This window comes from Streptomyces sp. NPDC059695 (assembly GCF_042733785.1).
Taxonomy (GTDB): Bacteria; Actinomycetota; Actinomycetes; order Streptomycetales; family Streptomycetaceae; genus Streptomyces.
The window spans coordinates 46,097-71,178 of sequence record NZ_JBHWFF010000022.1; the positions used below are offsets into that span (position 1 = coordinate 46,097).

Consider the following 25,082-nt stretch of genomic DNA (forward strand, 5'->3'; position numbering starts at 1 on the left):
TGCGTTGGTGTTCGGCAGAAGGCCTGCCGAGGTGCACAGAGTGCGACTGGCAGGCCTTAGCCCGCAGTCACCTCACGAGTCCGAAAAGAAATCATGTTTTCGGATCACCTCCTTTCGCGTGTACCCCCACCCTAGGAAGCGCCCGCACGGGCCTCAACCCATTTATTCGGTCCGCGGAACTTCACGGAACTTCGCGGAACGGGGGTGTGCCCTGCGTCACGTTCCAGTTGAATGGTCCCAGCATGGGGGGTGCCTGGATGAGTGCATTCACGGGGGCCACGAGCGACGCCGTGTCCGTCCCGGGGGCGGGGGCCGATCTGCTGGCCGCGCTGCTCGACGGGATGGACGCCGCGCTCTGCGCGTTCGACGCCGACGGGACGGTCACGCACTGGAACCGGGAGGCCGAGCGGATCCTCGGCTGGTCCGCCGGGGAGGCGGTCGGGCGGCGCGGGTTCGAGGGGTGGGCGGCGCGCAGCGCCGACGCCGAGGAGACCCTGGGGCGGCTGATGGGCGCCATGAAGGGCCCCGGGCGGCAGGTCCACGAGTTCGTGCTGCTGCGCAAGGACGGCGGGCGGGTCCTCGTGCGGAGCCAGGCCGCCGGTGTGCGCGGCGCGGACGGCGGCCCGGCGGGGGTGTACTGCGCGTTCAGCGAGGTCCACGTCCAGCTGGACCTGGAGCGTTCGGTGGCCCTCAGCGAGGCCCTGTTCGACGACGCCTCCTGGGGCGTCGTCCTCGTCGACGCCGATCTGCGTCCCGCCATGGTCAACGCCCACGCGGCCCGTGCCTTCGGGACCGGGCGCACGGCCCTGCTCGGGCGGCCGCTGGGTGACGTCGTCACGCACGGCGCCGAGGAGCTGGAGGCGGCCCTCCAGCACGTCCTGGCGGAGGGCACGCCGCCCGCGCCCGCCGAGGTGTGGGTGACGCTCGGTGCGGCCGGGGAGGAGCGGCGCCGGTGCTGGCGCAGCGGCTTCCTGCTGCTGTCGTCGCCGATGGCGGAGGAGCCGGTGCCGCTGGGCGTGGCCTGGCTGTTCCAGGACGTCACCGAGGAGCGGCTCGCGGCGCGCGCGGCGGACCGGCTGCGGTTCCGGTGGAGCCAGCTGCACCGGGCAGGCGCGGCGGCCGCGGAGTGCGAGGACGCGGTGGAGGCGGCGACGGTCCTGCTCGACTTCGTCCTGGCCGGGTTCGCCGACCACGCCCTGGTGGACCGTCCGGCGGGGGAGCGGCGCCTCACCCGGGCCCTGGCCACCCCGGCGGGCGGCGCCCCCGGCCCGTCCTCGCCCGTCGTGGGCGGTGGCATCCCGCTGCGGTACGGGCCGAGGCATCCGGCGCTCCAGGCCTGGGACCGGGTGGGCACGGTGCGGGCGAGCGCGGGCCGGACCGCCGAGGTGTGGGCGGAGGCCCACCAGTGGCCGGGGGACGCGGCGCACGCCCTGTGCGTGGTCCTGCGTTCCCGGGGCCGGACGCTGGGCGTCCTGACGTTCCTGCGCGCGGCCTGCCGCAAGCCCTTCGAGCGCGAGGACGTGGTGTACGCGGAGGCGGTGGCGTCCCGGGTGGCGGCGGAGCTGGCCCTCGGCCCGGCAGAGCCCGCCTAGGGCCCCGGCCCCCCCGTACACCCACTTTTTTGTGGGTACTTGTCGGGGCCCGGCGCCCGGGAGAACCTGGTGGTGGCCCGGGACGGAGAGGGAGCGACAGGGCCTCAGGAGGCGGCCCGCGTCTCCGTCAGCCGGTCGATCCGGCGGTGGCCCCAGTCCGACAAGGGGCCGAGCAGTTCGGAGAGTTCACGCCCGAACGCCGTCAGCGAGTAGACGGTCTTCGGTGGCAGCACGTCGTGCACCTCGCGGTGCACGAGCCCGTCGGTCTCCATCTCCCGCAGCGCCTGGGTCAGCACCTTCTCGCTGATCTCGGGGATCCTGCGGCGCAGTTCGCCGGGCCGGTGCGGGCCGGATTCCAGCAGCCACAGCAGCGACGTCTTCCACTTGCCGTCGATCACGGCGATCGCGGCGGTGACGCCGCAGACGTCCGTGTCCTGGGCCTTCAGGCGTGTCATGCGCGGTCCCTCTCCTTCTCCGGTCATCTCTGTATCTCACGTATGCGCAAGGGAGTTCCCTCATGTCTTCTTCCGACGGGCGTCTTTCGGTCACCGTTCTCGGGCTCGGGCCGATGGGCCGGGCCCTGGCCGGCGCGTTCCTGGACGCCGGGGTCCGGACCACCGTGTGGAACCGCACGCCGGGCCGGGAGGGCGACCTCGTCGAGCGGGGCGCGGTCCTGGCCGCGAGCGCGGAGGAGGCGGTCGCCGCGAGCCCGCTCACGGTGATCTGCATGGTCAACTACGACGCGACGGACTCCGTGCTGCGCCGGCCGGCCGTCGCGGACGCGCTCAAGGGCCGGGCCCTGGTGAACCTGAGCGCCGACGTCCCGGAGCGGGCCCGGGACACCGGCCGCTGGGCGGCGGAGCACGGCGTCGGCTACCTGGACGGCGCGATCATGACGCCGACGCCGACGATCGGGACGCCCGCCGGGGTGTTCCTGCACAGCGGGCCGACGGCACTGTACGGCGAGCACCGCCGGGTGCTCGACGCGCTGGGCGGCACGCACACGCACCTCGGCGAGGACGTCGGCAGGGCGGCGGCGTACGACGTGGCGCTGCTCGACATCTTCTGGACGTCGATGACGGGGTACGTGCACGCGCTCGCGGTGGCCCGCGCGGAGGGGATCCCGGCGCGGGAGCTCGCGCCGTTCGCCCAGGGCATCGGGGCGATCCTGCCGCCGCTGTTCCAGGAGTGGGCCGAGGACGTGGACGGCGGCTCGTACTCGGGCGAGGGCAATCCGCTGACCTCGGCGGTGTCGACGATGGACCACGTGGTGCACGCGTCGGAGGCGCACGGCATCGACGCGAGCGTGATGCGCGCGGCCCGGGCGCTGGCGGCGCGGGCGGTGGACCGGGGGCACGGCGCGGACGGCTTCACCCGCGTCACCCAGGTCATGGACCGCGCCTGACCGGCAGGGAAGGGGGCCGATCGTTGCCGGGTTCCGGCATGGCCGGCCCCCGGCGCCGGGGCGACGATGGACCCACGTTCGAGAGACCTGGGGGGTCGTCGTGCTGGCGTGGATTCTGGGAGCGCTCGTGCCGCTGGGTGTGGCGATGACCGTGCTGGGCGTGATCGCGTTCCGTACGGGGTGGGTGATGCGCCCTACGCGCCGGTGGGTGCGCCGACCCCGGCTGTACGGCGTCGGCGCCGCGCTGGCCGGCGTGGGGCTCCTGTACATGGCAGCCACCTACTTCGTCCTGGCCGGCCGCCCCGACGGCCTGTCGAGCCACCCCTGGCCGGCCCTCGCCGGGAACGGCGTGGAGTTCGCCGGCATCGTGCTCATCGGGGTGAGCCAGCTGCGCCCGAGGCGCGGGCGGCGGGCCCACCCCGTGGCGTAGGGGCGCCGTTCGACGGCACCGCCTAGTGCCGGAAGAAGATCCGGTCGGCGTACTCGCTCATCACGCGGCCGTTCCATTCGTGCCCGCCGTCGACGTTGCCCGAGCGCAGCAGCGGCGGCTCGATGCCGAGGCGTACGAGCTCCTCGGCGGCGGCGGCCATGGTGGCCTGCATGAGGGCGCTGGTGACGACGGTGGAGGCGGGCGCGAAGGGCGCCTCGATGCCCTCGTGGGTGAGCTCCGCGTCCCCGATGGCGATCTTCGAGTCGAGGACGATGTCGCAGTGGTCCTTGAGGTACGTCCCCGAGACGTGGCGTGACTTCGTCTCGGTGGCGTACGCCAGCGAGGTGACGCCGATGACGGTGAGGCCGAGCGCGCGGGCGTTCATGGCCATCTCGACGGGCAGGGCGTTGCGCCCGGACAGCGAGATGATGATCAGGACGTCGCCGGCCTTGGCGGGGGAGGAGTCGAGGACGGCTCCGGCGAGGCCGTCGACCCGCTCCAGGGCGGAGCCGAGGGTGGCGGGCATGACGTCGACGCCGACGACGCCGGGGACGGCGAGCAGGTTCATCAGCGCGAGGCCGCCGGCCCGGTAGACGACGTCCTGGGCGGCGAGCGAGGAGTGTCCCGCGCCGAAGGCGAAGAGCCGGTTGCCGTGCGCGACGGCTTCGGCGATCGCGGCGCCGGCGGCGGCGATCTCGGCGGAGTCCCCGTCGCGGACCTGCTGGAGCAGGCCGATCGCGGCGTCGAAGAACTGTCCGGCCAGCTTGCTCTCGCCCATCGCGGGGGCTCCTTCTCGTCGTGCTCCGGTGGTGGCTCTCGTCGCGGTCGCCGATCACGGTGCGGTCTGGACCATTGCTCTGTCAATACCGCCTCACCCCGGCGCGGCCCGCTTGTCGGTCCGATGCGTCAGAATTGGGGCAGGGCCAGCGCACGACTCATCGAGGGGCACGTATGTCCGGACTGATCGACACAACGGAGATGTATCTCCGCACCATCCTCGAGCTCGAGGAAGAAGGTGTGGTCCCCATGCGTGCCCGGATCGCCGAGCGGCTCGACCAGAGCGGCCCCACGGTGAGCCAGACGGTGGCGCGGATGGAGCGCGACGGCCTGGTGGCCGTGGCGAGCGACCGCCACCTGGAGCTCACGGAGGAGGGCCGCCGCCTCGCCACCCGGGTCATGCGCAAGCACCGCCTCGCGGAGTGCCTGCTCGTCGACGTGATCGGCCTGGAGTGGGAGCAGGTCCACGCCGAGGCCTGTCGCTGGGAGCACGTGATGAGCGAGGCCGTGGAGCGGCGGGTCCTGGAGCTGCTGCGTCACCCGACGGAGTCGCCGTACGGGAACCCGATCCCGGGTCTGGAGGAGCTGGGCGAGAAGGCGGAGGCCGAGGCCTTCCTCGACGACTCGATGGTGTCGCTCGCCGACCTGGACGCGAGCGGCGGCAAGACGGTGGTCGTGCGGCGGATCGGCGAGCCGATCCAGACGGACGCCCAGCTGATGTACACGCTGCGGAGGGCGGGCGTGCAGCCCGGCTCGGTGGTGTCGGTGTCGGAGTCGCCGGGCGGTGTCCTGGTGGGCAGCAGCGGCGAGGCGGCCGAGCTGGACGCGGAGGTCGCGGCGCACGTGTTCGTCGCGAAGCGCTGAGCAGTGCGGAAGGAAGGGGCGCCCGGGAGGGCGCCCCTTCCGGCGTTCCGGGGCAGGGGCAGGGGCAGGGGCAGGGGGCGAGGGCGCCCCACAGGCCGAGCGGCTGCGGGGTGACAGCGCGCCCGTGGACCCGTGCGGGCGTGATCCGGTTGTACGGCTCCGGATCACGAAGCCGCATCGGATCGGCCTCGGCGGCCCAACAACCTGTCGTGCGCCCCGCTTTACGCCGGAATCGCCACGCCCGCGCCCTCGTCGTGCCACGCTGGTGGGAGCCGGGCGTGGAGGGGGTGGGGCCATGAGGGCTACGGACGACAGAGGGCCCCGGCGCCTTCCGGCGCCGGGGCCTGTCCTCCCCTGTGCTGACCTGGAGCCCCGAGCTCTCAAGGTCATTCCCTTCGGACCCCTTTTCCCCGAGTGGTCCGCCTCCCGCTCAAGATCTCCCCTCGGCAGCGCGCGTCAATCCTTGAGCCCTGTCACTCGAACGAGGGGTGTTGTGCGGCAGGAGCGCATTTTCGAATGCGAGTTCGATAGTCTGGCGAGGTTCGACGGAAGAGAGGGGGTGCCGGATCCATGGCGCGACGACTCGACCTCACCGGGGCCGACGGCGTCCGGCTGACGGCCTGGGACCACACGGCCGGGCCCGGCAGCCGAGCAACCGGGGAGCGCCCGTCCGGGCCCGCCGGCCGCGGGATCGTTCCCCAGCCCGGCCCGGACGCCGCCCGCCCGGGCGCCCGGACCGGCCAGGACGTGGCGGCGCGCCCCGGCGCCCGGCCCGGCCCCGACGCCGTCCCCCGTCCCGCACGGGCCCCGCAGGCGGCCCCCCAGGCCCCGGCGCCCGGAGTGTTACTCCTCCACGGTCTGATGGGCCACGCCGGGCACTGGGCCCCCGCCGTGCGCCGCCTCACCGGCGGCCACCGGATCGTCGCCCTCGACCAGCGCGGCCACGGCGCCAGCGAGAAGCCCGCGGCCGGGCCCTTCACCCGCGAGGCGTACGTGGCGGACGCGGCCGCCGTCGTCGAGCAGCTCGGCCTCGGCCCGGTCACCCTCGTCGGCCACTCCATGGGCGCCCTCACCGCCTGGCAGCTGGCCGCCGAGCGCCCCGACCTGGTCCGCGCCCTCGTCATCTGCGACATGCGCGCCTCGGCCCTCGGCGCGGCCTCGCAGCGGGCCTGGCAGGACTGGTTCCGCCGCTGGCCCGCGCCCTTCCCGTCCCTGGAGGCCGTCCACCGCTGGTTCGGCGACGAGGACCCCTGGGTGGAGACCCCGAACCCGGCGCGCGGCGCGTTCTACGCCGAGGTGATGACCGAGCACCCCGACGGCTGGCGTCCGGTCTTCGACCCGGAGCAGATGCTGACCTCGCGCGAGACCTGGGTCCACGACGCCCACTGGGACTCCCTCGCGCAGGTCCGCTGCCCCACCCTCGTGGTCCGCGGCCTCGACGGCGAGCTGGGCCGCGCGGAGGCCCAGGAGATGGTCCGGGTCCTGCCCCACGGGGCGTACGCGGAGATCCCCGACGCCGGCCACCTCCTCCACTACACCCACCCGGAGGCCTGGAGCGAGGCCGTGGAGCCCTTCCTGAACGGCGTTCTCACCCCCTGACGGCACGGAATCGGACACGGCGCGATACGGTCCCTCCCACGGCGCGTCGAGCAGCAGGTCTCCGCGCCGTGGGGAGGGAACTCGATGCGCAATTCCATGCTGCGGCGCGTGGCCACGGTGGCCACGACGCTGGGGCTCACCACGCTCGGCCTCTTCGGCACGGGCGCGGCACCGGCGCAGGCAGCGATCCGCGACTGCCCGTCCGGCTACTTCTGTGCCTGGAAGTCCGACAACGGCACCGGCACGATGTACAAGACGAACGTGAACCGGGCGACGCTCGGGACGTGGGACAACACGTTCCGTTCGGTCGTGAACCGCACGAACAAGTACGCCTGCCTGTACGACGGCGCGAACTACGGCGACGACGCCGGCGCCGCCGTGCTTCCCCCGGACCCGGCGGGCACCGAGTGGGGCGGCCCGGGCGGCAACTCCGTCAGCTCGGTGAAGTTCGTCCCGACCGAGCGCGAGTGCGTCCTGCCGCCCTACCCCGCGTGGGCGGCGTACACCGCGCCCAAGGCGGCGGGCTTCGGCGACATGAACGCCGACAGGAAGTCGGACGTCATCGTCCGCGACGAGGCCGGACGCCTCTGGTTCCTGCCCGGCGACAACACCGGCCGCCTGGTCGGCACCGGCGGCTGGAACGCCATGAGCACCCTCACCCGGCACGGTGACTTCAGCGGCGACGGCCGCGAGGACGTCGTCGCCCGCGAGAAGGCGACGGGCAAGCTGTGGCTCTACCCGGGCACGGGTACGGGAGCCCTCGGCAGCCGCAAGCTGATCGGTTCCGGCGGCTGGAACGCGATGAACCACGTCACCGCCTTCGGCAACCTGACCGGCGACGGCCGCTCCGACCTCCTCGCCGTCGAGAAGTCCACGGGCAAGCTGTGGCTCTACCCGGGCACGGCCGGCGGCCTCGGCGCCCGCAAGCTCATCGGCAGCGGCGGCTGGAACACCATGAACGCGCTGGTCGGCCCCGGCGACATGAACGGCGACAACCGGCCCGACCTGATCGCCCGCGAGGCCGCCAACGGCAGGCTCTGGTTCTACCCGGGCACCGCCGCCGGCGGCGTCGGCGCGCGCGTGCTGATCGGCTCCGGCGGCTGGAACGCGATGGCCTCGTTCCTCCCCCTGGGCGACCTCAACGCCGACGGCCGGAACGACCTCGCGACCCTCTCCAACAGCAGCTACGTCGGCGAGGGATGCCGGGGCGTGGGCTGTCTCGTCCTCTACCCCGGCAAGGGCACGGGCGCGCTCTACGCGGGCGCCCCGGAGGACGAGAACTGGATGCGCCTGAACGCGTTCTGATCCTTGGGCAAGGAGGGCCTCCACCCCGGCGGGTGGAGGCCCTTCGCGCGTCAGACGGCCGAGACGAAGGCGTCCCAGGCGGCGGGGGAGACCTCGAAGGAGGGGAGGGCGGTGTCTTTGGAGTCGCGGATGTGGATGGCGTCGGGGCGGGTGGCGACCTCAATGCAGTTGCCGCCCTGGTCGCCGCTGTAGCTGCTCTTGAACCAGTCGAGGTCGGTGCTCATAGCTCTCGTGCCACCTGTTCGATGAGTTGTACTGAGTCCTCCGGACTGAAGGCCTGCGCCCGCAGGGTGCTGTATCGGGCGAAGACATCCCCCACGTCCGGTTGTTCGCTGAGAAAGTACCTGCCGCCCTGTCCCTCGACATAGACGAGTTGGTTACGGCGCTGCTCGGTCTCCAGGAGGATGAAGGGCCCATTGAGCCCGGCGTGGGTCCACCGGTCCTCCGGCATCACCTGAATGGTGACGTTCCGCAGGTCAGCGCGCTCGCGGATGTGGAGCAGGTTCTTCCTGAGCACCTCCTCCCCGCCCAGCGGCTTGGTGAGCGCCGCCTTCTCAAGGACGAATGTCACCAGGGGAGCTGGTCTGCGGAAGAAGAGCTCGTGCCGTTTGAGGCGTGCGGCTACGGACGCCTCTATGTCGTCGTCCTCCAGAGCCGGTACGGCGCTGTGGAAGACGGCTCGCGCGTAGTCCTCGATCTGCAACGGCCCGGGGATCAGGTGGTTCTCGTACATGTGGATGCCCGCCGCCTTGGCCTCTTCCTCAAGGTAGTCCTCGAACCAGGCGGCCACACCACTCGTTGTCGCTTCCTCCGCCACCTTCAGAAGTGCACCTTGTGCACCGAGCATCCCGTCCGCCAGCTCGACGAATCTGCCCCTCGGACGCCGCTGCCCGCGCTCGATCATGGCCACCTGGGACTTGGAATATCCGGTCCTCTGGCCCAGAGCATCCTGCGAGACGCCCGCCCGTTCTCGGTAGAAGCGCAGCAGGGTGCCGAAGGCCTTGGCGGCGCCCACGTTGCCCGTGTTCTCTTTGTTCACACTCGACCTCCCCGAGTGCACAGTCCTGCACAACCCGACTGTGTCCCTGGTCACAGAACACCACGCCCCGTCACGCTGAGCGCATGAATCAGCGCAACTCGTTTGGTGACGCGCCCTCTTGGGTACCCGCGTCCGGTCATGCCCTCCGACACGCCGGGGTGCACTTCGACGCCGTGCGGATCGGGGGCTTCCTCGGTGAGGACGTGGCGTACCGGCTGATGTCGTTCACGGACTTCCAGGCCGGGCCGATCGTCCGGGCGGCGACGGGGGAGCGGAACCACTACTTCCTGCTCCCGCCGCAGACCGCCGCCGCGCACGCGTGGCCGGCCCCCGCGCGGGCGTTGAGCCGGAACGGGCGGGGTGAGGCGTTCGTCGGGATTCCGGCGCTGCACGGGGTGACCTGGCCGCTCGACTGGCGGTCCCGGCCGACGTTCGAAGATCCGTTCGTAGAGCCGGAGTTGTTGCATCGCACGGTGAAGTGTGCGCTACGGTAAGCACATCATCACGCTCCGTGAGAAACGGAGCGGTCCCCGGTGGTGCGGCAACACCATGACCCGGGGACCTTCACTCCAGTGGAAGCTAGAGGTCCACCAGAAATGCTTCGGCATGTTATCGCTCCCGTTCAGTCCTTCACGAGGGTTTCGAACGGTGTCGTGCGTCATCCGCGTCTGAACAGCGACGCGAAGCTCCTCCTCATCTACGTCCAGGGCCTCCCCGAGACCACGAGCGCCAAGCCGCTCGGGGAGCACGCCACCGACCTGGGCATGCGGCCCCGGGCGTACCACCGGGCGAAGGAGTGCCTGGTGGCGTGCGGGTTCCTGCACGAGTGGAAGTTCCAGAGCGGGCGCGGGTACTGGATGACCACGCAGCTGCTCTCCAACGTCACCCTGACGAGTGAAGAGGCTCGCGCGGCCCGGGACGGGATTCCGGCCGGGTCGCCGGATGTCGGTGAACCGGCCACCGGAAATCGGGAACCCCGGCGCGCCGGACCCCAACTACCGGTAGACGAAGACCTGGGTAGTAAGACCTCTCCCCACCCACCCACCGAAGAGCCGGCGCCGAAGCCGGAAGCGGACGATCCCGCTCCGGAAGCCCCGTCCGAAGCGGCTCCCGAAGTCGCCCAGGCCGAGCGCCTGTTGCTGTCGCTCCGGCACCAGAACCGGGATCTGCTGCTGGGTGTCCGGGAGGCCCGGGGGCTGGCCGAGGCGGCGGCGGAGTGGCTCCGGCGCGGGGTGTCCGCGGCGGACCTGCGGCACGCCCTGACGGCCCATCTGCCCCGGGGCGGCGTCCGGTCGGCGGTCGGGTTCCTGCGGCACCGGCTGACGGTGAAGCTCCCGGTCCCGCTGTCGCCGCAGGAACCGGAGGAGAGCCCGGCCGAGACGGCCCGGCCCGCCCTGGTCACCTGCGAGGGGCCCGGCGACGAGCACGTCTTCCGGCCGGTCGGCGACGAGACGCACTGCGGCGACTGCCGCATGGAACGGGCCCGCCAGGCGGCCGGATTCCAGCCCAAGGAGCCCGCAGAGCGGCCCTCCTGGCGCAGTCGCGTCGAAGAGGTGCTGGCCGATTCCGCTGCTGCCGCCGGGTGATCCCGGCCGTGGCCTGACCGGCCGGCGGTCAGACGTCCCCTTGGACGAGGGCGTGGAGGTGCTCGTCGTGCCACCCGTCCGCGTGGAGCAGGGCGCTGCGCATGGTGCCTTCGAGGGAGAACCCGGCCTTGACCGCGACGCGGCAGGACGCCGGGTTCGCCACGGAGTGACACAGCCGGAGGCGGTGCAGGCCGAGGTCGTTCAGGGCCCATGCGCTGACGCGTCGCGTGGCCTCGACCGCCACGCCGGACCCGCGCGCCGAGGGGAGGAGCCAGTAGACGATCTCGGCGCTGCCGCCGCTGAGGTCGATGTCGCCCCACCCGATCAGTCCGAGGGCCTCACCGCCCGGCCGTGCGATGGCCCAGATCGCGCTGAGTTCGGCCCTCCACCGCTCGTGCATGCGCTCGATCCGCCGGCGGGCGTCGTCCGGTGTCCCGACCAGCAGGCGGTTCCACTGGCGAACGTCGGGATCCTGGCCGGCGGTCAGGAGGGCGTCCGCGTCGGACAGGCGCCAGGGCCGCAGCTCCAGGCCGCACGGAAGTCCGAACACCGGCTGCTCCGCCTGGGCCATCCGGCCTGCGGGGACGACTGCGGGGACGAGCGAGTGGCGGATCATCGCCGCATCCTGGCACGAGCGGCACGCACGGGCTCGGCCCACCGCTTCCCGGCCGTCAGCCCGTGCGGCCTGCCCGCCGCTTGCGAGCCTGTCGCACGTCGCGGCGGACGTCGTCGTAGGCCATGCGCAGGTCGACGAACTCCAGGGCGTACCCCACACCGCGGGCGACCCACCCGATCGCCCTCACCAGCACCTCGTCCATGACGGCCTTCCTTCCCCCGCGTGCCTGTCACTCCTTCAGACTCGCTGGGGACGGGGAAGGTTGAGCCGTCAGCCCTCGCAGTCGGTCGGGGCCCCCGCCGCGTCCGCCGTCGCCTCGATGCCGAAGCCGGAGCCGGTGGCGAGTTCGGGCGGGAACGCGTCGCCCGCCGAGGTGAACGACTCGCGGGTGAGGGAGTGGACGGTCAGGACCGTCGGGGTGCCGTCCACGTCGCGGGTGAAGCACAGGTCGATCGTCTCCCCGTGGGCCGGGGGGCGGGTCCGTCCCGGGCGCCAGCCGTCGCGGGGCGCCGCCGTCCGGTAGTGCCGGAGCACCTCCTCCGGCGTGCCGGGGAAGGCGTAGGCGCGGTTCGCGTACACCCAGGCGTCGCCGCTGTCGTCCCAGCAGCCCGCGTCGACCTTCTCGTACCCCCGGGGCGGGGTGGCCTTCCCGGGCGGGTTGTCGAGGATCGCCAGCGCCCCCAGCGCCCGGACGCGCTCCTCGCTGCCCTCGCAGTCCTCGTACCCCGCGAGGGCCGAGCAGCCGGTGAGGCCACCGGCCGTCAGAGCGAGGGTGAGCAGCAGGGCCGTTCTCGTGCGTATCGGCAAGGCGGTCTCCCGTCGGGTGTCTGCGGCAGCGGAGAACGTACCGTCGTCCAGGGCCCGTCAGCCTCGCTCCAGCCGCCACACCCGGTCCTCGCCCGTCTCCGCGGGGGCCGTGGGCGCGTGGGCGCGACGGAGGCCGCCGTCGAAGCCGAGGCGGGAGGGGACGGCGGCGCTCGCGTGGTGGGCGACGTCGTGGACGATCTCGACGGCCGTCACGCCCGGCAGGCGGAACGCCTGCTCGACCAGGGCGCGGGCGGCGCGCGTGGCGAGGCCCCGGCCGGTGGCCGACGGGTGCAGCCAGTAGCCGATCTCGATCGTGCCGTCCGGGGTGTCGTCGAGCCGGTGCAGCCCGCAGGAGCCGACCATGGCCCCGTCGAGCACGATCGCGTAGCTGTACTGCTCCCCGCGCGCCCACAGCTCCGCCCGGCCAGTGAGGTACGCGGCCGCCGTCTCGGGGCCGTGCTCGGCGACCCACGGCATCCACGGGCGGAGGTGCTCCACCGACTCGTCCACGACCCGGACGTACTCCGGAAGGTCGGCCTCGCCCTCGTAGGCGCGGAGCGTGAGCCCGTCGGCCAGGTCGATGCGGGCGTCGGGGCCGTGCTCGGGCGGTGACAGGTCCATGCGGCGAGGATCGTGCGGGACGGTCACCGCGGCAACGGGATTTCGATGGGCGCGGGACCTCTCCCTGCGTACGCTCCAAGCCGGCCGTCGATCGGAGGAGAGACACCATGGGGGACGCGATGGAGCACGACGAGGGTCTGGTGCGGACGCTGCTCCACGACCAGCACCCGGACCTCGCGGAGCTTCCGCTCCGGCCGGTCCCGGGCGGGTGGGACAACCAACTGTGCCGGCTCGGTGACGAGTTGGCCGTACGGATGCCCCGGACCGAACGGGCTCCGGGTCTGCTGCGCAAGGAGCTCCGCTGGCTGCCGGACCTGGCGCCGTTGCTCCCGCTGCCCGTCCCCGTCCCCGTCCGCGCCGGGGAGCCGTCCGCGCGTTTCCCCGGGACCTGGACGGTGGTCCGGTGGGTGCCGGGCGAGCCGGGCGACGCCACCCCCGTCACGCGGGGCGGCCACGCGGCCGCCGTACTGGCGGGCTTCCTGCGGGCCCTCCACCGTGAGGCGCCCGCGGACGCCCCCGCCAACGCGGACCGGGGCGTGCCCCTCCAGGACTTCGAGGCCGGATTCGAGGAGGGGTTCGCGCTCCTGGCCGCGCACGCCGACCCGGTGGCCGTGCGGCGGGTCTGGCAGGACGCCCTCGCGGCCCCCGGCCCGCAGGGCCCGCCGGTGTGGCTGCACGGCGACCTGCACCCGGCGAACGTCGTCGTCGCGGACGGCACCCTCGCCGGTGTGCTCGACTTCGGCGAGCTCTGCGCGGGCGACCCGGCGACGGACCTCTCGGCGGCCTGGCTACTGCTGCCGGACGGCGCGGCCGAGCCGTTCCTCGACGCGTACGGGACGGCCGACCGGGCCACCGTCCGCCGCGCCCGGGGCTGGGCCCTGCTCCGCGCGGCCGGGCTCATCGCCATCGGCCGCGCGGGCGATCGCGGTCTCCCGGGCGGGAAGCCGACCTGGGGTCCGGCCGGCCGGGCCGCCCTCGCGCGCGTCCTGGCGGCGGCTAGCCCTTGCTGACCGCCGCCAGGATCTCCGGCAGGCGCTTCGCCGTGCGCGGGGCGCCCAGCTTGAGGCCCGCGAAGGTGAGGAGCGCGCCGTAGAGCAGGCCCGCCGGGAGGAGCAGCCACAGCAGCGACTGCTGGTCGGAGACGTGGAGGTAGACCGTCGCGGCGATGAGCGGGGAGCACAGCACACCCGCGACGATCATCCCGCCCATGATCGACATCCAGGCCAGGCCGCCCTGCCCCGGAGCGACGTTCTTGTAGCCGCTGTCCTGGGGGATCGAGTACGGGAAGCTCGCCGAGGTCAGCGCGCCCGTGCCGACCATCGCGCCGAGCAGGCCGAGAGCCAGGCCGAGGGCCTCGGGGAACTGCTGCCACGCGCCGAGGACACCGGCCGTCACGCCCGTCACGAAGACCGTGAAGGGCAGCGTGATCAGAAGCAGGGCCTGGGCCCGCGCCCGGAGTTCGGCGTACGCGTCGGCCGGGGTCGAGATGGTCTGCGCGACCATCCAGAACGCCGAGCTGTCCTGGCCGAACTGGTTGTACATCAGCATGCCGAGCATGCCGGAGGCGAAGCACGCGAAGTAGATCGAGCCCCCGCCCTGGAAGGCGTTGAAGAGGGGGACGATCAGGCCGATGGCCAGCGAGGTCACCCACGCGGCCTTCGTCTTCGGGTCGCGCCAGATGTACCGCAGGCTGCGCTCCATGACCGCGCCGGTGCGTCCGCCCGGCAGGATCCGGGCGATCAGCCCCGACCCGGCGGACTTCTCCTTGGCGCCCGCGTCCGAGGCCGCGCCGATCGTGGAGCCGTCCGGCTCGACCATCAGCCGCACCAGGCTCCGCTGCCACCAGTACACGAGCGCCACGAGGACCGCGACCGTGAGCAGCAGCCGGGCCGCCGCCACCGCGTAGTCGCCGCGGCTCGCGGAGTCGACCGCGCCGATCGCGGCGGCCGGCGGCAGCCAGCCGACGACGGCCGTGGCCGGTTCGAGGGACTCCAGGCCGCCCGACCGGCCGAGGCGCTGCGCCGCGAAGTTCACGAACTGCATGCCGACCGCGATGATCAGACCGCTCAGCAGGGCCAGGTCCCGGCCCTTGCGGGAGGTCAGGAGCCGGATGTTGGCGGCGGCCACGGCCCGGGACAGCGCCACGCACGTCACCACGGTGAGCGGGACGGCGAGGACGGCGAGGACGGTGGCGGCCGCGCCGTGCGCCACGGCCAGGACCGCGCCCACGACCAGGACGGCGGTCAGGACCGGGCCGACGCTCACGAGGGAGGCCACGAGGAGCGCGCGGACCAGCGGCCGGGGCTGGAGCGGCAGCATCACGAGCCGCGAGGGGTCGAGGGTCTCGTCGCCGCTCGGGATGAACAGCGGCATGAACGTCCAGGCCAGGGCGAGGGCCCCGGTGAGGAGGATCGCGACGGTGTCGGCGTCGTCGTTGCCCCGGAGCAGGACGAAGCCCAGCACTATGCCGGCGGCGAAGAACGCGCCGAAGACGATCGTCAGGATGTACGCGGCGGTCCGCCCGCCGGACTGCCGCAGCCCGTTCTTCAGCAGCGACAGCTTGAGGCGCACGAAGACGGACGTGAGCGACGGCGCGGGGGCGGCCGCCACGGGGGAGGCGGTGGCGCTCATCGCTGCGTACCGCCCGTGCCCGTGCCCGTGGCGCCCGAGCCGCCGCCCAGCCAGTCCAGGGAGTCCCCGGCCGCCGCGCGGCCGTTCGCGCCGACGAGCTCCAGGAACGCCTCCTGGAGCGAGGACGCCGAGCCCCGCACCTCGGCGAGCGGGCCCTGCGCCCGGATCTGGCCGCCCGCCATGACGGCGACCCAGTCGCAGAGCGACTCGACGAGCTCCATGACGTGGCTGGAGAAGACGACGGTCGCGCCGGAGGAGGTGTACCGCTCCAGGACGCCGCGGATGGTCTGCGCGGAGACCGGGTCGACGCCCTCGAAGGGCTCGTCGAGGAAGAGGACCTCCGGGTTGTGGAGGAGCGCGGCGGCGAGCCCGATCTTCTTCCGCATGCCGGTCGAGTAGTCGACGACCAGCTTGTTCTGCGAGCCGGTCAGGTCCAGCACGTCCAGGAGCTGCGCCGCCCGCTTGTCGACCTCGGCGCCGGGCAGGCCGCGCAGCCGGCCGCTGTAGGCGAGCAGCTCCCGGCCCGAGAGGCGCTCGAAGAGCCGCAGGCCCTCCGGCAGGATGCCGATGCGGGCCTTGACCTGCGCGACCGACTCGGGGTCGGCCCAGACGTCGTGCCCGGCGACGAGGATCCGCCCGTGGTCGGGCCGCAGCAGGCCGGTGATCATGGAGAGGGTCGTGGTCTTGCCGGCGCCGTTGGGTCCCACGAGCCCGATGAACCGGCCCGCGGGCAGCACGAGATCGATCCCGTTCACCGCGATCTGCTGGCCGAAACGCTTCCACAGCCCCTCGACGCGCACGGCGGGCACCGCACCTTCCCCCGGTGCGATGCCCGCCTTGTCGAATGCTCCGTCAAATGCCTGGTCAGGCATGGTCCGTCAACCTCTCGGTCGTCCCCGTACTTACGGGGACACCCTAAGGGCGAGACCGGCCGGAGCCCCAGGTCACTGCGTACGGCTCCTGGCCTCCGCCGCTTCCCGGCCACACGCGTACGCCAGCGCGCTGATCAGCTCCTCCGCGTCCGGCAGCCAGCGGTTCGCCGGAGTGGGGCGCCGCGCCCACTGCACCGCGCCGCAGCCGCCGATCCGGGTGGGCGGCGCCGCCACGTAGTGGCCCTCGCCGCGCGTGGTGAGGTCGATGGCGGCCGGGGCCCAGCCGAGCTTGCGGACCAGGTCCGGCACCTTGGTGGCGGCGCCGGGCAGGACGAAGAAGTACATCCGGCGGTCCGGGGTGCAGGTGACGGGGCCGAGCGTCAGCTCCATGCGCTCCATGCGGGCGAGGGCCAGGAAGCCGGCGGACTCGGACACCTCGATCGCGTCGAAGGTGCGGCCGGTCGGCAGCAGGATCGACGCCTTCGGCGTCTTCGACCACATCCGCCGCGCCCCCACCCCGCTCCCCGTCGCCTGGGTCGACCAGTCGGGCCGGACGGCGTGGGCGCCGGGCACGGCGCACTCGTCCGCGCCGCAGGAGCAGCGTTCCCTGCCCTCGGCGGCTTCCAGCCAGGTCCCGGGAAACACGTCCCAGTGCCGCTCTTCCGCGTACCGCACGGCGCTGTCCAGCAGCTGCTCACCCCGCTGCTTGGGGATCTGTGCGGCTTCCGTGACTCCCATGGTCTCTTCCACGGAGAGCACAACTCCCCCCGTCACCTGGGGTTACGGGCGTCGTGGCGGGCGTGTTGACGCATCGATCCTGCACGCGGGGCGCATCGGTGCACGGGCGGGGGCGCGCGGAGGGCCGGGAAGCGGGGGTGGGTACGGAGAGGTGGGGGGGCGTCGGCGGCGGGGGGTTCTTTCCGTGTGCCCGACGTGTCCGGTTTCGCGTGTTCACATCTGCATTGACGGCATATTCGCCGGGCATTGATCAGTTCTCTCGTGATCACCGCACGGCCTCAGGGGGTACTCATGGCAGCCAGGCCACTCGTTCCGCGTCAGCTCAACGAACGGCTCCAGGCGCTCATCCAGGAGGCCGGCTGCTCCAACGCCGGCCTCGCCCGCAGGGTCAACATGGTCGGCGCGGAGCGCGGCCTCGACCTGCGCTACGACAAGACGTCGGTGGCGCGCTGGCTGCGCGGACAGCAGCCGCGCGGCCGGGCGCCCGGGATCATCGCGGAGGCGCTCGGCCGCAAACTCGGCCGCACGGTCACCATCGACGAGGTCGGCATGGCCAACGGCCGGAACCTCGCCGCCGGGGTCGGGCTCCAGTTCGCGCCGACCGTGCCCGGCGCGATCGAGCAGGTCTGCGAACTGTGGCGCAGCGACGTGGGACGCCGGGACTTCCTGAGCGGCTCGACGGTCGCGGCCTCCGCGCTCGTCGAGCCCAGCAGGGACTGGCTGATCACGGGTCCCGACGCGCACGTGGCCCGGATGGCGGGGGCCCGCGTCGGGGTCGCGGACGTGGCGGCGGTGCAGGAGATGACGGCCGCGCTCGTCGACCTCGACCGGCGCTTCGGCAGCGGCCACGTGCGGCCGGTGGTCGTGCACTACCTCAACAGCGTGGTGTCGGGGATGCTGTCCGGCTCGTACCGGGAGGCGGTGGGACGCCGGCTGTTCGCGGCGGTCGCCCGACTGACCGAGCTCGCCGGATACATGGCGGTGGACACCGGCGAACCGGGGCTCGCGCAGCGGTACTACATCCAGGCGCTGCGGCTCGCGCAGGCGGCGGGGGACCGCGGGTACGGCGGCTATGTGCTCGCCGCCTCGATGAGCCACCTCGCGGCGCAGCTCGGCAACCCCCGGGAGATCGCCCAGTTGGCGCGGGCGGCGCAGGAGGGCGCGCGGGGGAAGGTGCCACCGCGCGCGGAGGCGATGTTCCTCGCGGCGGAGGCGCGCGGACACGCCCTGATGGGCGACGTGCGGGCCTTCGACTCGGCGGCGGGCCGGGCGGTGGAGGCGCTCGACCGGGCCGATCCGGCGGCGGGCGACGACCCGGCGTGGATCGCCCACTTCGACGCGGCCTACCTCGCGGACGAACTGGCGCACTGCCACCGGGACCTGGGGCAGGCGGAGGCGGCGGCGCGGGCGGCACAGGAGTCGATCGCCGGTCACCCGAAGTCGCGGGCGCGGCGGCGCGCGATCGGGCTCGCGCTGCTCGCCGCGGCGCAGGTCCAGCAGCGGGAGGTGGAGCAGGCCTGCCGGACGGGCACGAAGGCGCTCGAACTTCTGGGCACGCTGCGGTCGTCGCGGGGCGCGGAGTACCTGGACGATCTGAGGGAGCGCCTGGAGCCGTACGCGGGGGAGGCGGTGGTGCGGGAGTTCGGTGCGCGGATGGAGCTGTACGCCGCGTAGACGCCCGCGTCCGTTTCGTAAACAGCTTGTGTAACCGGTCTCACACGTGTGTGCGGAGCCGCGTCGGCACCCGGTAGCGTGAGCCGACGATTCCGTAGGTTGGTCCATCAGTGGGAGTCCCGGTGACGCAGAACGGACAGGGTCCGGAGCAGGGCGGCGGTCAGCCGTGGGGCGGCGCCTGGGGTCCCGCCGGCGGCCCGCCGGGCGGGCAGGCGCTGCCGCCCGCGCAGCCGCTGCCCCCGGAGGCGCCGCAGGCCGCCGCCGACATGCAGTCCACCCAGTACCTGCCGCCGATACCCCCGCAGCAGGCCCCGCCGCAGCCCGGCTACGGATACCCCGGGCCGGGTGCCCCGGCCGCCGCCGACATGCAGGCGACCCAGCACATCCCGCCGGTCCCGGGCGGGATGCCGCCGGTGCAGGGGATGCCGCACCAGCAGGGCGGGATGCCGCCGGTCCAGGCCGCCCCGCAGCCGGGGTACGGCTACCCGGGCCCCCAGGCCGCCCCGCAGCCCGGCTACGGCTACCCGGGCCCCGGCGCCCCGGCCGCCGCCGACATGCAGGCCACGCAGCACCTGGCCCCCGTGCCGCCGCAGCAGCAGCAGGGCGGGGGGTCGGCGACCCAGTTCCTCGGCACGGGCCCGCTCGCCCACCAGGGGCCCGGTCCGGCCGGTGCCTCGGACGCGACCCAGTACATCGCCCCCGTACCGGCGCAGACGCCCGGCGAGCGGCAGCCGCCCGCCGAGTTCGACAACCTCTTCCGTACGGAGGCCCCGCGGCCGCCCCAGCAGCCGCAGGGCTACCCGCAGCCGGGCCCGGCCCCGTACCAGCAGCACCACCAGCAGCAGCCTCCGCAGCAGCAGTTCGGGTTCCGGGACGCGTACTACGAGGACGAGGAGCCCGCGCCGCGCCGCAAGTCGCCGGTCGCGCTGATCGCCGCCGTCGTCGTCGGCTGCGCGGTCGTCGGCCTCGGCGCCGGGGCGCTCCTCAGCGGCGGCGACGAGAAGAAGGACCCCAAGACGAGCGGGGAGAACGTCGCGGCGAGCTCGGCCGCGCCCTCCGCCCCGGCCGAGCAGCCCGCGGAGAAGCCCGCCGACCCGGCCGAGCCGCAGGCGAAGGAGCTCAGCAAGCTCCTCGCGACGAGCAGCAGCAGCCGCGAGACGGTGATCAACTCGGTCGCGGCCATCAACCAGTGCAAGAACCTCGACCAGGCGGCGAGCGATCTGCGGGGCGCCGCCGAGCAGCGCCGGGGCCTGATCGCCAAGCTCCAGGCGCTGTCCGTCGACAAGATCCCGGACAACGCGGCGCTGACGGCGGCGCTCACCAAGGCCTGGCAGGCCTCGGCCTCCGCCGACGACCACTACGCGGCCTGGGCCGACCAGATGAAGGCGAAGAAGGCCTGCAAGGGCGGCAAGGCGCACTCGACCAGCCAGCGGAACGCGGGGGACGCGAAGAGCGGCGAGGCCACCGGGGCCAAGAAGACGGCGGCCGGGCTGTGGAACCCGACCGCCGCGAAGTACGGCCTGGAGAAGCGGAGCTGGACGCAGCTCTGAGCAGGCCCTAGGGGGCGCTGAGGACGGTCTCGCCGACGTCGACGAAGCCGGGCTTCTGCGCCACGAGCCGCCCCTGGCGCACCACCTGGAAGGTCACCTCGCGGTTGACGATCCGGGTGAAGCCGGGGGCGCCGAGCATGTCCTCGTACTTCCAGCGCAGGCTGGGGGTGAGGCCGCCGGTGTCGATCCGCTCGCCCCGGTCGAGGGCGTGGCTGATCCGCCCGGCCGTGATCGTGTCCTCGTCGAGTCCCTCGACGACCGCCTTGAGGACCGTGTACGCGATCCAGGTGGTCTGCACACCGGTGTCGGCCGGGTCGACGCGGTTGTCGGCGAAGGCGTGCTCCTTGATGACCTTGCGCATCGGGGCCCAGCTCCTGTCGCCGGCCTCCGGGTACCAGCCGGTGACGAACGCGCCCTCGAAGGGGCTGTGCGGGCCGCCGGTGCGGTCGATGACGGGCTGGTCGACGCTGCCGAGGACCGAGGAGATCCGCACCGCGCCGGGGTTGCCCTCCTGCTCGGGGAGCCGGCGGAAGGAGTCGAAGAAGGTCTGGGTGCGCTCGCCGAGGACGGCGGTCACGCAGCCCTTCTCGTCACCGGCCCGGGTGCGGGCGCGGCCGGCCTGCCGGGTGTACTCGGCGGCGTCCTCCATGGCCGGGATGTCGACGGCGCTGCGGTGACTCGCCCTGCGCAGGCCGGAGTTGAGGAGCTCGGGGAGTTTGTCCCCGGCGGTGGTGTCGGGGCGGACGAGGGAGACCCTCTCGCAGGAGTCGGCGAGCTGCATGCCGTGGCCGGCGACGAGGGAGGCCACGCCGCCGTTGACGGGGTACGAGAGCGGGCTCGTGAACTCGTCCTCGGCGATGCCGTAGCCGCCGATGTACGGGATCCCCGCGGCCTCCAGCGGGGCCATGAAGGCGCGGCCGTTCTGGCTGTACGAGCCGACGACGGCCACCGCCTTCTCGCGCACGGCACGGCGGGCGCAGGCGGCGGCACCGGCCGCGCTGTTCTGCTCGTTGCAGGTGAGGACGCGCAGCTCGTGCCCGTCGATGCCGCCCTGGGAGTTGACCCACCGGGCGTAGGTCTGCGCCATGGCGGGCATTCCGGGCATGTTGGTCGCGCGGGTCTGGTCCGGAGCCCAGGTCATCACCGTGACGGGCTCCCTGGAGCCCCCCGTGGCCCCAGGGAGCACGCCACAACCGGTGAGCAATGACGCTCCCGTCGCCGCGGTCGTGACGTACGCGAGGAGTGAGATCAGTCGCTTACCGGTCATGGGCATGCACATTTCCGCCTCATGGGTAACGCGGGAGTGAGCACGGTTCAACGAAGGGTGACGTGAAGGTGAATTACGGGGGTCGGCGACCGGATGGGGAGGGGGTGAGTCCGCTTGTCGGACACGGAACGTACGATCGAATCGTGTCCAGTCCAGTCCCCAGTCCAGTCTCCGGTTCGGTGAACTCTTCCCGTCGCGGCCGTCGCTCCTCCACCATGGGCGGCATGCCGCTCAACGACATGCCGTGGTGGCGCTGGCGCAGCAACGTGCGCTCGGCGCTGCACATGCTCTCCGACCCCGGATTCCACGAGACGACCTGGCTCACCGGCCAGGAGGGGTACGGCGACGTCACCGACGCCGTCTACCGCCTCGTCGAGGACACCTGGCTCGACAACTGGTCCGCCGAGAAGTACGTCGGCTCGATCTTCCGGGACTCCGGCGAGGCCGCCCTCGTCGACGTCGCCGTCCTCCGGGTGCTGAGGATCATGCACCAGGTGGGCCCGGACGCCCAGGTCTCCGCCTACCTCCAGCACCCCGGCTGGCCCGAGGCCGTACGCGCCGCCCGCGAGGCACACGTACGCCTGGCGCACGCCGACGGCGAGGACCCCGACACGCCCCCGCGCTCCCTCGACGTGCTCCATATCATGACCCGGTCCTGAGCCGTTCCGCCTGGCGGACGGTCGTCCGTCCGGCGGGACGTCTGTGGCAGGCTGACGGGATGACCGACCAGTACGTCCTCACCCTCTCGTGCCCCGACAAGCAGGGCATCGTGCACGCCGTGTCGAGCTACCTCTTCATCACCGGGTGCAACATCGAGGACAGCCAGCAGTTCGGAGACCGTGACACCGGTCTCTTCTTCATGCGGGTCCACTTCTCGGCCGAGGCCCCGGTGACGGTCGACAAGCTCCGGGCGAGCTTCGCCGCCGTCGGCGACGCCTACGCCATGGACTGGCAGATCAACCGGGCCGACCAGCCCATGCGGGTCGTGCTCATGGTCTCCAAGTTCGGCCACTGCCTCAACGACCTGCTGTTCCGCTCGCGGATCGGCGCGCTGCCGGTGGAGATCGTCGCGGTCGTCTCCAACCACACCGACTTCCAGGAGCTCGTCGGCTCCTACGGGATCCCCTTCCGGCACATCCCCGTCACGAAGGACACCAAGGCGGAGGCCGAGGCCGAGCTCCTCGACCTCGTCCGCTCCGAGAACGTCGAGCTGGTCGTCCTCGCCCGCTACATGCAGGTCCTCTCCGACGACCTGTGCAAGCAGCTCTCCGGGCGGATCATCAACATCCACCACTCCTTCCTCCCCAGCTTCAAGGGCGCCAAGCCCTACCACCAGGCGCACGCGCGCGGCGTGAAGCTCATCGGCGCGACCGCGCACTACGTGACGGCCGACCTCGACGAGGGCCCGATCATCGAGCAGGAGGTCGAGCGGGTCGGCCACGAGGTGACGCCGGACCAGCTGGTCGCGACGGGGCGGGACGTGGAGTGCCAGGCGCTGGCGCGGGCCGTGAAGTGGCACGCGGAACGCCGCATCCTCCTGAACGGCCGCCGCACGGTCGTCTTCGCGTAACCCCTCCACGAGCCCGCGCCCGACGCCCCGCGTGGACCGGTCGCCCACGCCCGTGTGGGCCCGCCGCCGCTGCCCGTGTGGGCAATCGTCCCGCTGGGGCGGGACGGGTGGGCACACGGGACGGCGCGCTTAAGCGGCGCCTCCGCGTTCCGCGCCTGGACCCGCACCACCAGGGCGCTGTCACCGGCGGTGCGGGTCCGGGCTCAGCAGCCTCTGGCGCCGGCAAGGGCGCCGTTCGTTGTGCCCACCCGTTCCGCCCCGGCGGAACGCATGCCCACAACGGGCGGGTCCGGGCTACAGGCGGCTCAAGGAGGCCGCGGCCGACAGCACGTCCCGGATCGCCTCGCGGTCGCCGTCCTGGCCCGCCGCCGCCTCCTCCGGGGTGATGTGCCCCGCCACCAGCTGGCAGAACTCGACCCCGTCCATCGCCACCTGCGCGACCGCCCGGTCCGGTGAGCCGACCGCCGCCGGCGAGTCCAGGGCGATGTACCAGTGGCCGCCGCCCGCGCCCTCGACCTCCAGGTGGAGCGAGCGGCCCGCCGCGCCCGCCGCGACGAGCTCCTTGGCGGGGCCCGCCAGACCCGTGCGGCGGCGGTTGGCGAGGGCCGCGGGGAGCAGTCGGGCGGCGAGGTCGATCATGCCGTGCAGGTGCGGCCCGCTGGGCGGCGCGTACGGGTAGGCCACCGCGGTCGCGATGTCGTCCGCGTGCAGCCAGCACTCGAAGGCCCGCTCCAGGAGGGAGTCCTGGAGCGGGAGGGCGAAGTCCTTGTACGTCACGGTCAGGTCCGCCACCCCGCGCCCCGCGAACGCGACCGTGCGGATCAGCGTGTGCGACTGGTCCCGCCACGGTCCCCGGAGGGAGCGGTTCGGCGGCCGGTCCAGGGCCGACCAGAACGCCTCGGTCCGCTCCGTCGGGGAGAGCTCCGGGACTCCGGAGCCCAGCGGGTCGTCGAGGCCGAGGGCCGCCGACACCAGGCCGTCGACCGCGAAGAGGTGGCCGATGACCGCCGCGACGGTGGCCTTGCGGCGCACCACGCGGTTCTCCTCGTACCACTTGAGCCGTACCGGCGCGTGCCACTCGGACTCGCCGATGTCCCGCAGGAGCGCGTCGAGCCGGGCGGTCTCCGCGTCGTAGGGCGTGACCCAGTCGGGGACGGGGATGCGGGCGGGCCGGCGGCCCAGGCAGTTCTCCAGGACCCGGGAGCGGAGCAGCGGGTCGAGGTCCAGGTCGCGGTCCTCGTGGAGGAGGGCGACGGCGTCGCGGAGCCGGAGGGCCTCGTCGGCGCAGGGCGCGCAGCCGGTGAGGTGGTCCTCGACGGCCCTGGTCTCGCCGGCCGAGCACGCCGAAAGTGCCCAGGCCCCGAGCAGGGACTTGAGCACGTCGTGGGTGAGGTCCGGTACCTCGGGCTCCTCCGCGTCCACGCCCGGTTCCTCCGCCTCCTCCGGGGGCCGGGCCGTCAGGTCCGCGTGGTCGTCGGCCGACCGGCGCGGGCCCGGTATCCGGGGTGCGCGGGCGACGTCGTCGGCCTCGCCGTCCGGCGCGGTCACAGAGCCCGTCCGTAGCCCGGCGGCGAGGACCCTTCGAGCGGCCGGGCGTTCGCGGAGGAGAGCAGCTGGAGGCCGAGCCGCAGGCGTCGGCGGGCCTCGTCCTCGGTGACGCCGAGGTCGGCGGCGGTCTGGCGGTAGTCGCGCCGCTGGAAGTACGCCAGTTCGAGGGCGTCCCGCAGCGGGGCGGGCATGGAGGTGACGATGTAGTCGGCGCGGGCGGCGACCGTGGCCCGCCGCACCTTCTGCTCCAGCTCCTCGACGGAGCCGAGTCCCGTCTCCGCGTACGCCAGGGCCTCGGCCTGCCGCAGCCGGTGCACGGCCTGCCGCTGGGTCAGCTTGGCGACCCACGCGCGCATGCTGCCCTGCTTCGGGTCGTAGGAGTCGGGGTTCTCCCAGATGTGGCCGAAGACCTCGCGGGTGACCTGGTCGGCGGCCGCGTCGTCGTCGAGGACCCGGTGGGCGAGGCTGTGCACCAGGGCGGCGAACCGGTCGTAGAACTCGCCGAGGGCAGCGGCCTCCCCGCGTGCCAGCCGCTGCTGCATCCTGCGGTCCCAGCGCGGTGGTGTGTCCGTCGCCATGAGGCCCTCCGTC

Annotated in this window: 27 protein-coding genes; 13 read left to right on the forward strand and 14 right to left on the reverse strand. The window is 73.2% G+C overall.

Annotated elements, in window-relative coordinates; translation table 11 throughout:
• The first annotated feature begins 257 nt into the window (after positions 1-257).
• Positions 258-1,592 (forward strand): PAS domain-containing protein, encoded by a 1,335-nt coding sequence (locus ACFV2S_RS25700; protein WP_383796576.1) that lies wholly within the window; start codon positions 258-260, stop codon positions 1,590-1,592.
• A 104-nt stretch (positions 1,593-1,696) separates the two neighbouring features.
• Here ACFV2S_RS25700 and ACFV2S_RS25705 read toward each other — a convergent pair whose 3' ends face one another.
• The gene (locus ACFV2S_RS25705) at positions 1,697-2,047 is read right to left on the reverse strand and encodes a winged helix-turn-helix transcriptional regulator (RefSeq protein WP_383796579.1); all 351 of its coding nucleotides are present in this window, start codon (positions 2,045-2,047) and stop codon (positions 1,697-1,699) included.
• Positions 2,048-2,109: 62 nt separating this feature from the next.
• Here ACFV2S_RS25705 and ACFV2S_RS25710 point away from each other — a divergent pair, with 62 nt between their 5' ends.
• Both ACFV2S_RS25710 and ACFV2S_RS25715 read left to right on the forward strand, forming a co-directional pair.
• Positions 2,110-2,997, forward strand: a complete 888-nt coding sequence (locus tag ACFV2S_RS25710) for an NAD(P)-dependent oxidoreductase (protein ID WP_385563520.1) — start codon at positions 2,110-2,112, stop codon at positions 2,995-2,997.
• A 100-nt stretch (positions 2,998-3,097) separates the two neighbouring features.
• A complete protein-coding gene (locus ACFV2S_RS25715) occupies positions 3,098-3,427 on the forward strand; it encodes a hypothetical protein (RefSeq protein WP_385563523.1) in 330 nt (109 codons plus the stop codon).
• 22 nt (positions 3,428-3,449) lie between these two features.
• On the opposite strand, the gene ACFV2S_RS25720 is transcribed toward ACFV2S_RS25715, so the two are convergent.
• Positions 3,450-4,205, reverse strand: coding sequence for an SIS domain-containing protein (locus ACFV2S_RS25720; protein WP_383796588.1), 756 nt, complete (start codon positions 4,203-4,205; stop codon positions 3,450-3,452).
• Between the two features lie 173 nt (positions 4,206-4,378).
• On the opposite strand from ACFV2S_RS25720, the gene ACFV2S_RS25725 reads away from it, so the two are divergent.
• From ACFV2S_RS25725 to ACFV2S_RS25735, 3 genes are all read left to right on the forward strand, one after another.
• Positions 4,379-5,068: a metal-dependent transcriptional regulator gene (locus tag ACFV2S_RS25725; protein ID WP_383796591.1), complete on the forward strand. Its 690-nt coding sequence runs from the start codon at positions 4,379-4,381 to the stop codon at positions 5,066-5,068.
• A gap of 570 nt (positions 5,069-5,638) precedes the next feature.
• Positions 5,639-6,667: an alpha/beta fold hydrolase gene (locus tag ACFV2S_RS25730; RefSeq protein WP_385563527.1), complete on the forward strand. Its 1,029-nt coding sequence runs from the start codon at positions 5,639-5,641 to the stop codon at positions 6,665-6,667.
• 84 nt (positions 6,668-6,751) lie between these two features.
• Positions 6,752-7,972 (forward strand): peptidase inhibitor family I36 protein, encoded by a 1,221-nt coding sequence (locus ACFV2S_RS25735; protein WP_385563530.1) that lies wholly within the window; start codon positions 6,752-6,754, stop codon positions 7,970-7,972.
• Between the two features lie 50 nt (positions 7,973-8,022).
• Here the strand turns inward: ACFV2S_RS25735 and ACFV2S_RS25740 are convergent, their stop codons facing one another.
• The gene (locus tag ACFV2S_RS25740; protein WP_385563533.1) at positions 8,023-8,196 is read right to left on the reverse strand and encodes a DUF397 domain-containing protein; all 174 of its coding nucleotides are present in this window, start codon (positions 8,194-8,196) and stop codon (positions 8,023-8,025) included.
• The gene (locus ACFV2S_RS25745) at positions 8,193-9,011 is read right to left on the reverse strand and encodes a helix-turn-helix domain-containing protein (RefSeq protein ID WP_385563536.1); all 819 of its coding nucleotides are present in this window, start codon (positions 9,009-9,011) and stop codon (positions 8,193-8,195) included. The genes ACFV2S_RS25740 and ACFV2S_RS25745 overlap by 4 nt, the downstream gene beginning before the upstream one ends.
• A gap of 158 nt (positions 9,012-9,169) precedes the next feature.
• Between ACFV2S_RS25745 and ACFV2S_RS25750 the strand changes: the two genes are divergently transcribed.
• Complete coding sequence (locus tag ACFV2S_RS25750) at positions 9,170-9,505, forward strand: hypothetical protein (protein ID WP_385563539.1); 336 nt, start codon at positions 9,170-9,172, stop codon at positions 9,503-9,505.
• Positions 9,506-9,664: 159 nt separating this feature from the next.
• A complete protein-coding gene (locus ACFV2S_RS25755) occupies positions 9,665-10,597 on the forward strand; it encodes a hypothetical protein (protein ID WP_385563542.1) in 933 nt (310 codons plus the stop codon).
• A 28-nt stretch (positions 10,598-10,625) separates the two neighbouring features.
• Here ACFV2S_RS25755 and ACFV2S_RS25760 read toward each other — a convergent pair whose 3' ends face one another.
• The 4 genes from ACFV2S_RS25760 to ACFV2S_RS25775 form a co-directional block, all read right to left on the reverse strand.
• Positions 10,626-11,213 carry a GNAT family N-acetyltransferase gene (locus tag ACFV2S_RS25760; RefSeq protein WP_385563545.1) on the reverse strand — a complete coding sequence of 196 codons (588 nt, stop codon included), beginning with the start codon at positions 11,211-11,213 and terminating at the stop codon, positions 10,626-10,628.
• Positions 11,214-11,268: 55 nt separating this feature from the next.
• Positions 11,269-11,415: a hypothetical protein gene (locus ACFV2S_RS25765; RefSeq protein ID WP_385563548.1), complete on the reverse strand. Its 147-nt coding sequence runs from the start codon at positions 11,413-11,415 to the stop codon at positions 11,269-11,271.
• 68 nt (positions 11,416-11,483) lie between these two features.
• On the reverse strand, positions 11,484-12,020 hold the full coding sequence (locus ACFV2S_RS25770) for a hypothetical protein (RefSeq protein WP_385563551.1): 537 nt from the start codon (positions 12,018-12,020) through the stop codon (positions 11,484-11,486).
• Between the two features lie 57 nt (positions 12,021-12,077).
• Positions 12,078-12,641 (reverse strand): GNAT family N-acetyltransferase, encoded by a 564-nt coding sequence (locus ACFV2S_RS25775; RefSeq protein ID WP_385563554.1) that lies wholly within the window; start codon positions 12,639-12,641, stop codon positions 12,078-12,080.
• Positions 12,642-12,748: 107 nt separating this feature from the next.
• On the opposite strand from ACFV2S_RS25775, the gene ACFV2S_RS25780 reads away from it, so the two are divergent.
• Positions 12,749-13,651, forward strand: a complete 903-nt coding sequence (locus ACFV2S_RS25780) for an aminoglycoside phosphotransferase family protein (protein ID WP_385563557.1) — start codon at positions 12,749-12,751, stop codon at positions 13,649-13,651.
• Here the strand turns inward: ACFV2S_RS25780 and ACFV2S_RS25785 are convergent.
• The 3 genes from ACFV2S_RS25785 to ACFV2S_RS25795 form a co-directional block, all read right to left on the reverse strand.
• On the reverse strand, positions 13,638-15,272 hold the full coding sequence (locus ACFV2S_RS25785; RefSeq protein WP_385563560.1) for a transporter: 1,635 nt from the start codon (positions 15,270-15,272) through the stop codon (positions 13,638-13,640). The genes ACFV2S_RS25780 and ACFV2S_RS25785 overlap by 14 nt on opposite strands.
• Positions 15,269-16,144, reverse strand: a complete 876-nt coding sequence (locus tag ACFV2S_RS25790) for an ABC transporter ATP-binding protein (protein WP_385563563.1) — start codon at positions 16,142-16,144, stop codon at positions 15,269-15,271. Before ACFV2S_RS25790 ends, ACFV2S_RS25785 begins: the two co-directional genes overlap by 4 nt.
• A gap of 72 nt (positions 16,145-16,216) precedes the next feature.
• Positions 16,217-16,882, reverse strand: coding sequence for a bifunctional DNA primase/polymerase (locus tag ACFV2S_RS25795; protein WP_383799866.1), 666 nt, complete (start codon positions 16,880-16,882; stop codon positions 16,217-16,219).
• 291 nt (positions 16,883-17,173) lie between these two features.
• On the opposite strand from ACFV2S_RS25795, the gene ACFV2S_RS25800 reads away from it, so the two are divergent.
• Both ACFV2S_RS25800 and ACFV2S_RS25805 read left to right on the forward strand, forming a co-directional pair.
• Positions 17,174-18,556, forward strand: coding sequence for a transcriptional regulator (locus ACFV2S_RS25800; protein ID WP_385563567.1), 1,383 nt, complete (start codon positions 17,174-17,176; stop codon positions 18,554-18,556).
• Between the two features lie 122 nt (positions 18,557-18,678).
• Positions 18,679-20,106 carry a hypothetical protein gene (locus ACFV2S_RS25805; protein ID WP_385563570.1) on the forward strand — a complete coding sequence of 476 codons (1,428 nt, stop codon included), beginning with the start codon at positions 18,679-18,681 and terminating at the stop codon, positions 20,104-20,106.
• Between the two features lie 7 nt (positions 20,107-20,113).
• Here ACFV2S_RS25805 and ACFV2S_RS25810 read toward each other — a convergent pair whose 3' ends face one another.
• Complete coding sequence (locus tag ACFV2S_RS25810; RefSeq protein WP_385563573.1) at positions 20,114-21,385, reverse strand: ABC transporter substrate-binding protein; 1,272 nt, start codon at positions 21,383-21,385, stop codon at positions 20,114-20,116.
• Between the two features lie 203 nt (positions 21,386-21,588).
• On the opposite strand from ACFV2S_RS25810, the gene ACFV2S_RS25815 reads away from it, so the two are divergent.
• Together ACFV2S_RS25815 and purU are read left to right on the forward strand one after the other, a co-directional pair.
• Complete coding sequence (locus ACFV2S_RS25815) at positions 21,589-22,032, forward strand: hypothetical protein (RefSeq protein ID WP_385563772.1); 444 nt, start codon at positions 21,589-21,591, stop codon at positions 22,030-22,032.
• Between the two features lie 59 nt (positions 22,033-22,091).
• Positions 22,092-22,943: a formyltetrahydrofolate deformylase gene (gene purU, locus ACFV2S_RS25820; protein WP_385563576.1), complete on the forward strand. Its 852-nt coding sequence runs from the start codon at positions 22,092-22,094 to the stop codon at positions 22,941-22,943.
• 294 nt (positions 22,944-23,237) lie between these two features.
• Here the strand turns inward: purU and ACFV2S_RS25825 are convergent, their stop codons facing one another.
• Both ACFV2S_RS25825 and ACFV2S_RS25830 read right to left on the reverse strand, forming a co-directional pair.
• The gene (locus ACFV2S_RS25825) at positions 23,238-24,491 is read right to left on the reverse strand and encodes a maleylpyruvate isomerase N-terminal domain-containing protein (RefSeq protein ID WP_385563579.1); all 1,254 of its coding nucleotides are present in this window, start codon (positions 24,489-24,491) and stop codon (positions 23,238-23,240) included.
• Positions 24,488-25,069: a sigma-70 family RNA polymerase sigma factor gene (locus ACFV2S_RS25830; protein ID WP_385563582.1), complete on the reverse strand. Its 582-nt coding sequence runs from the start codon at positions 25,067-25,069 to the stop codon at positions 24,488-24,490. The genes ACFV2S_RS25825 and ACFV2S_RS25830 overlap by 4 nt, the downstream gene beginning before the upstream one ends.
• Positions 25,070-25,082 lie beyond the last annotated feature (13 nt).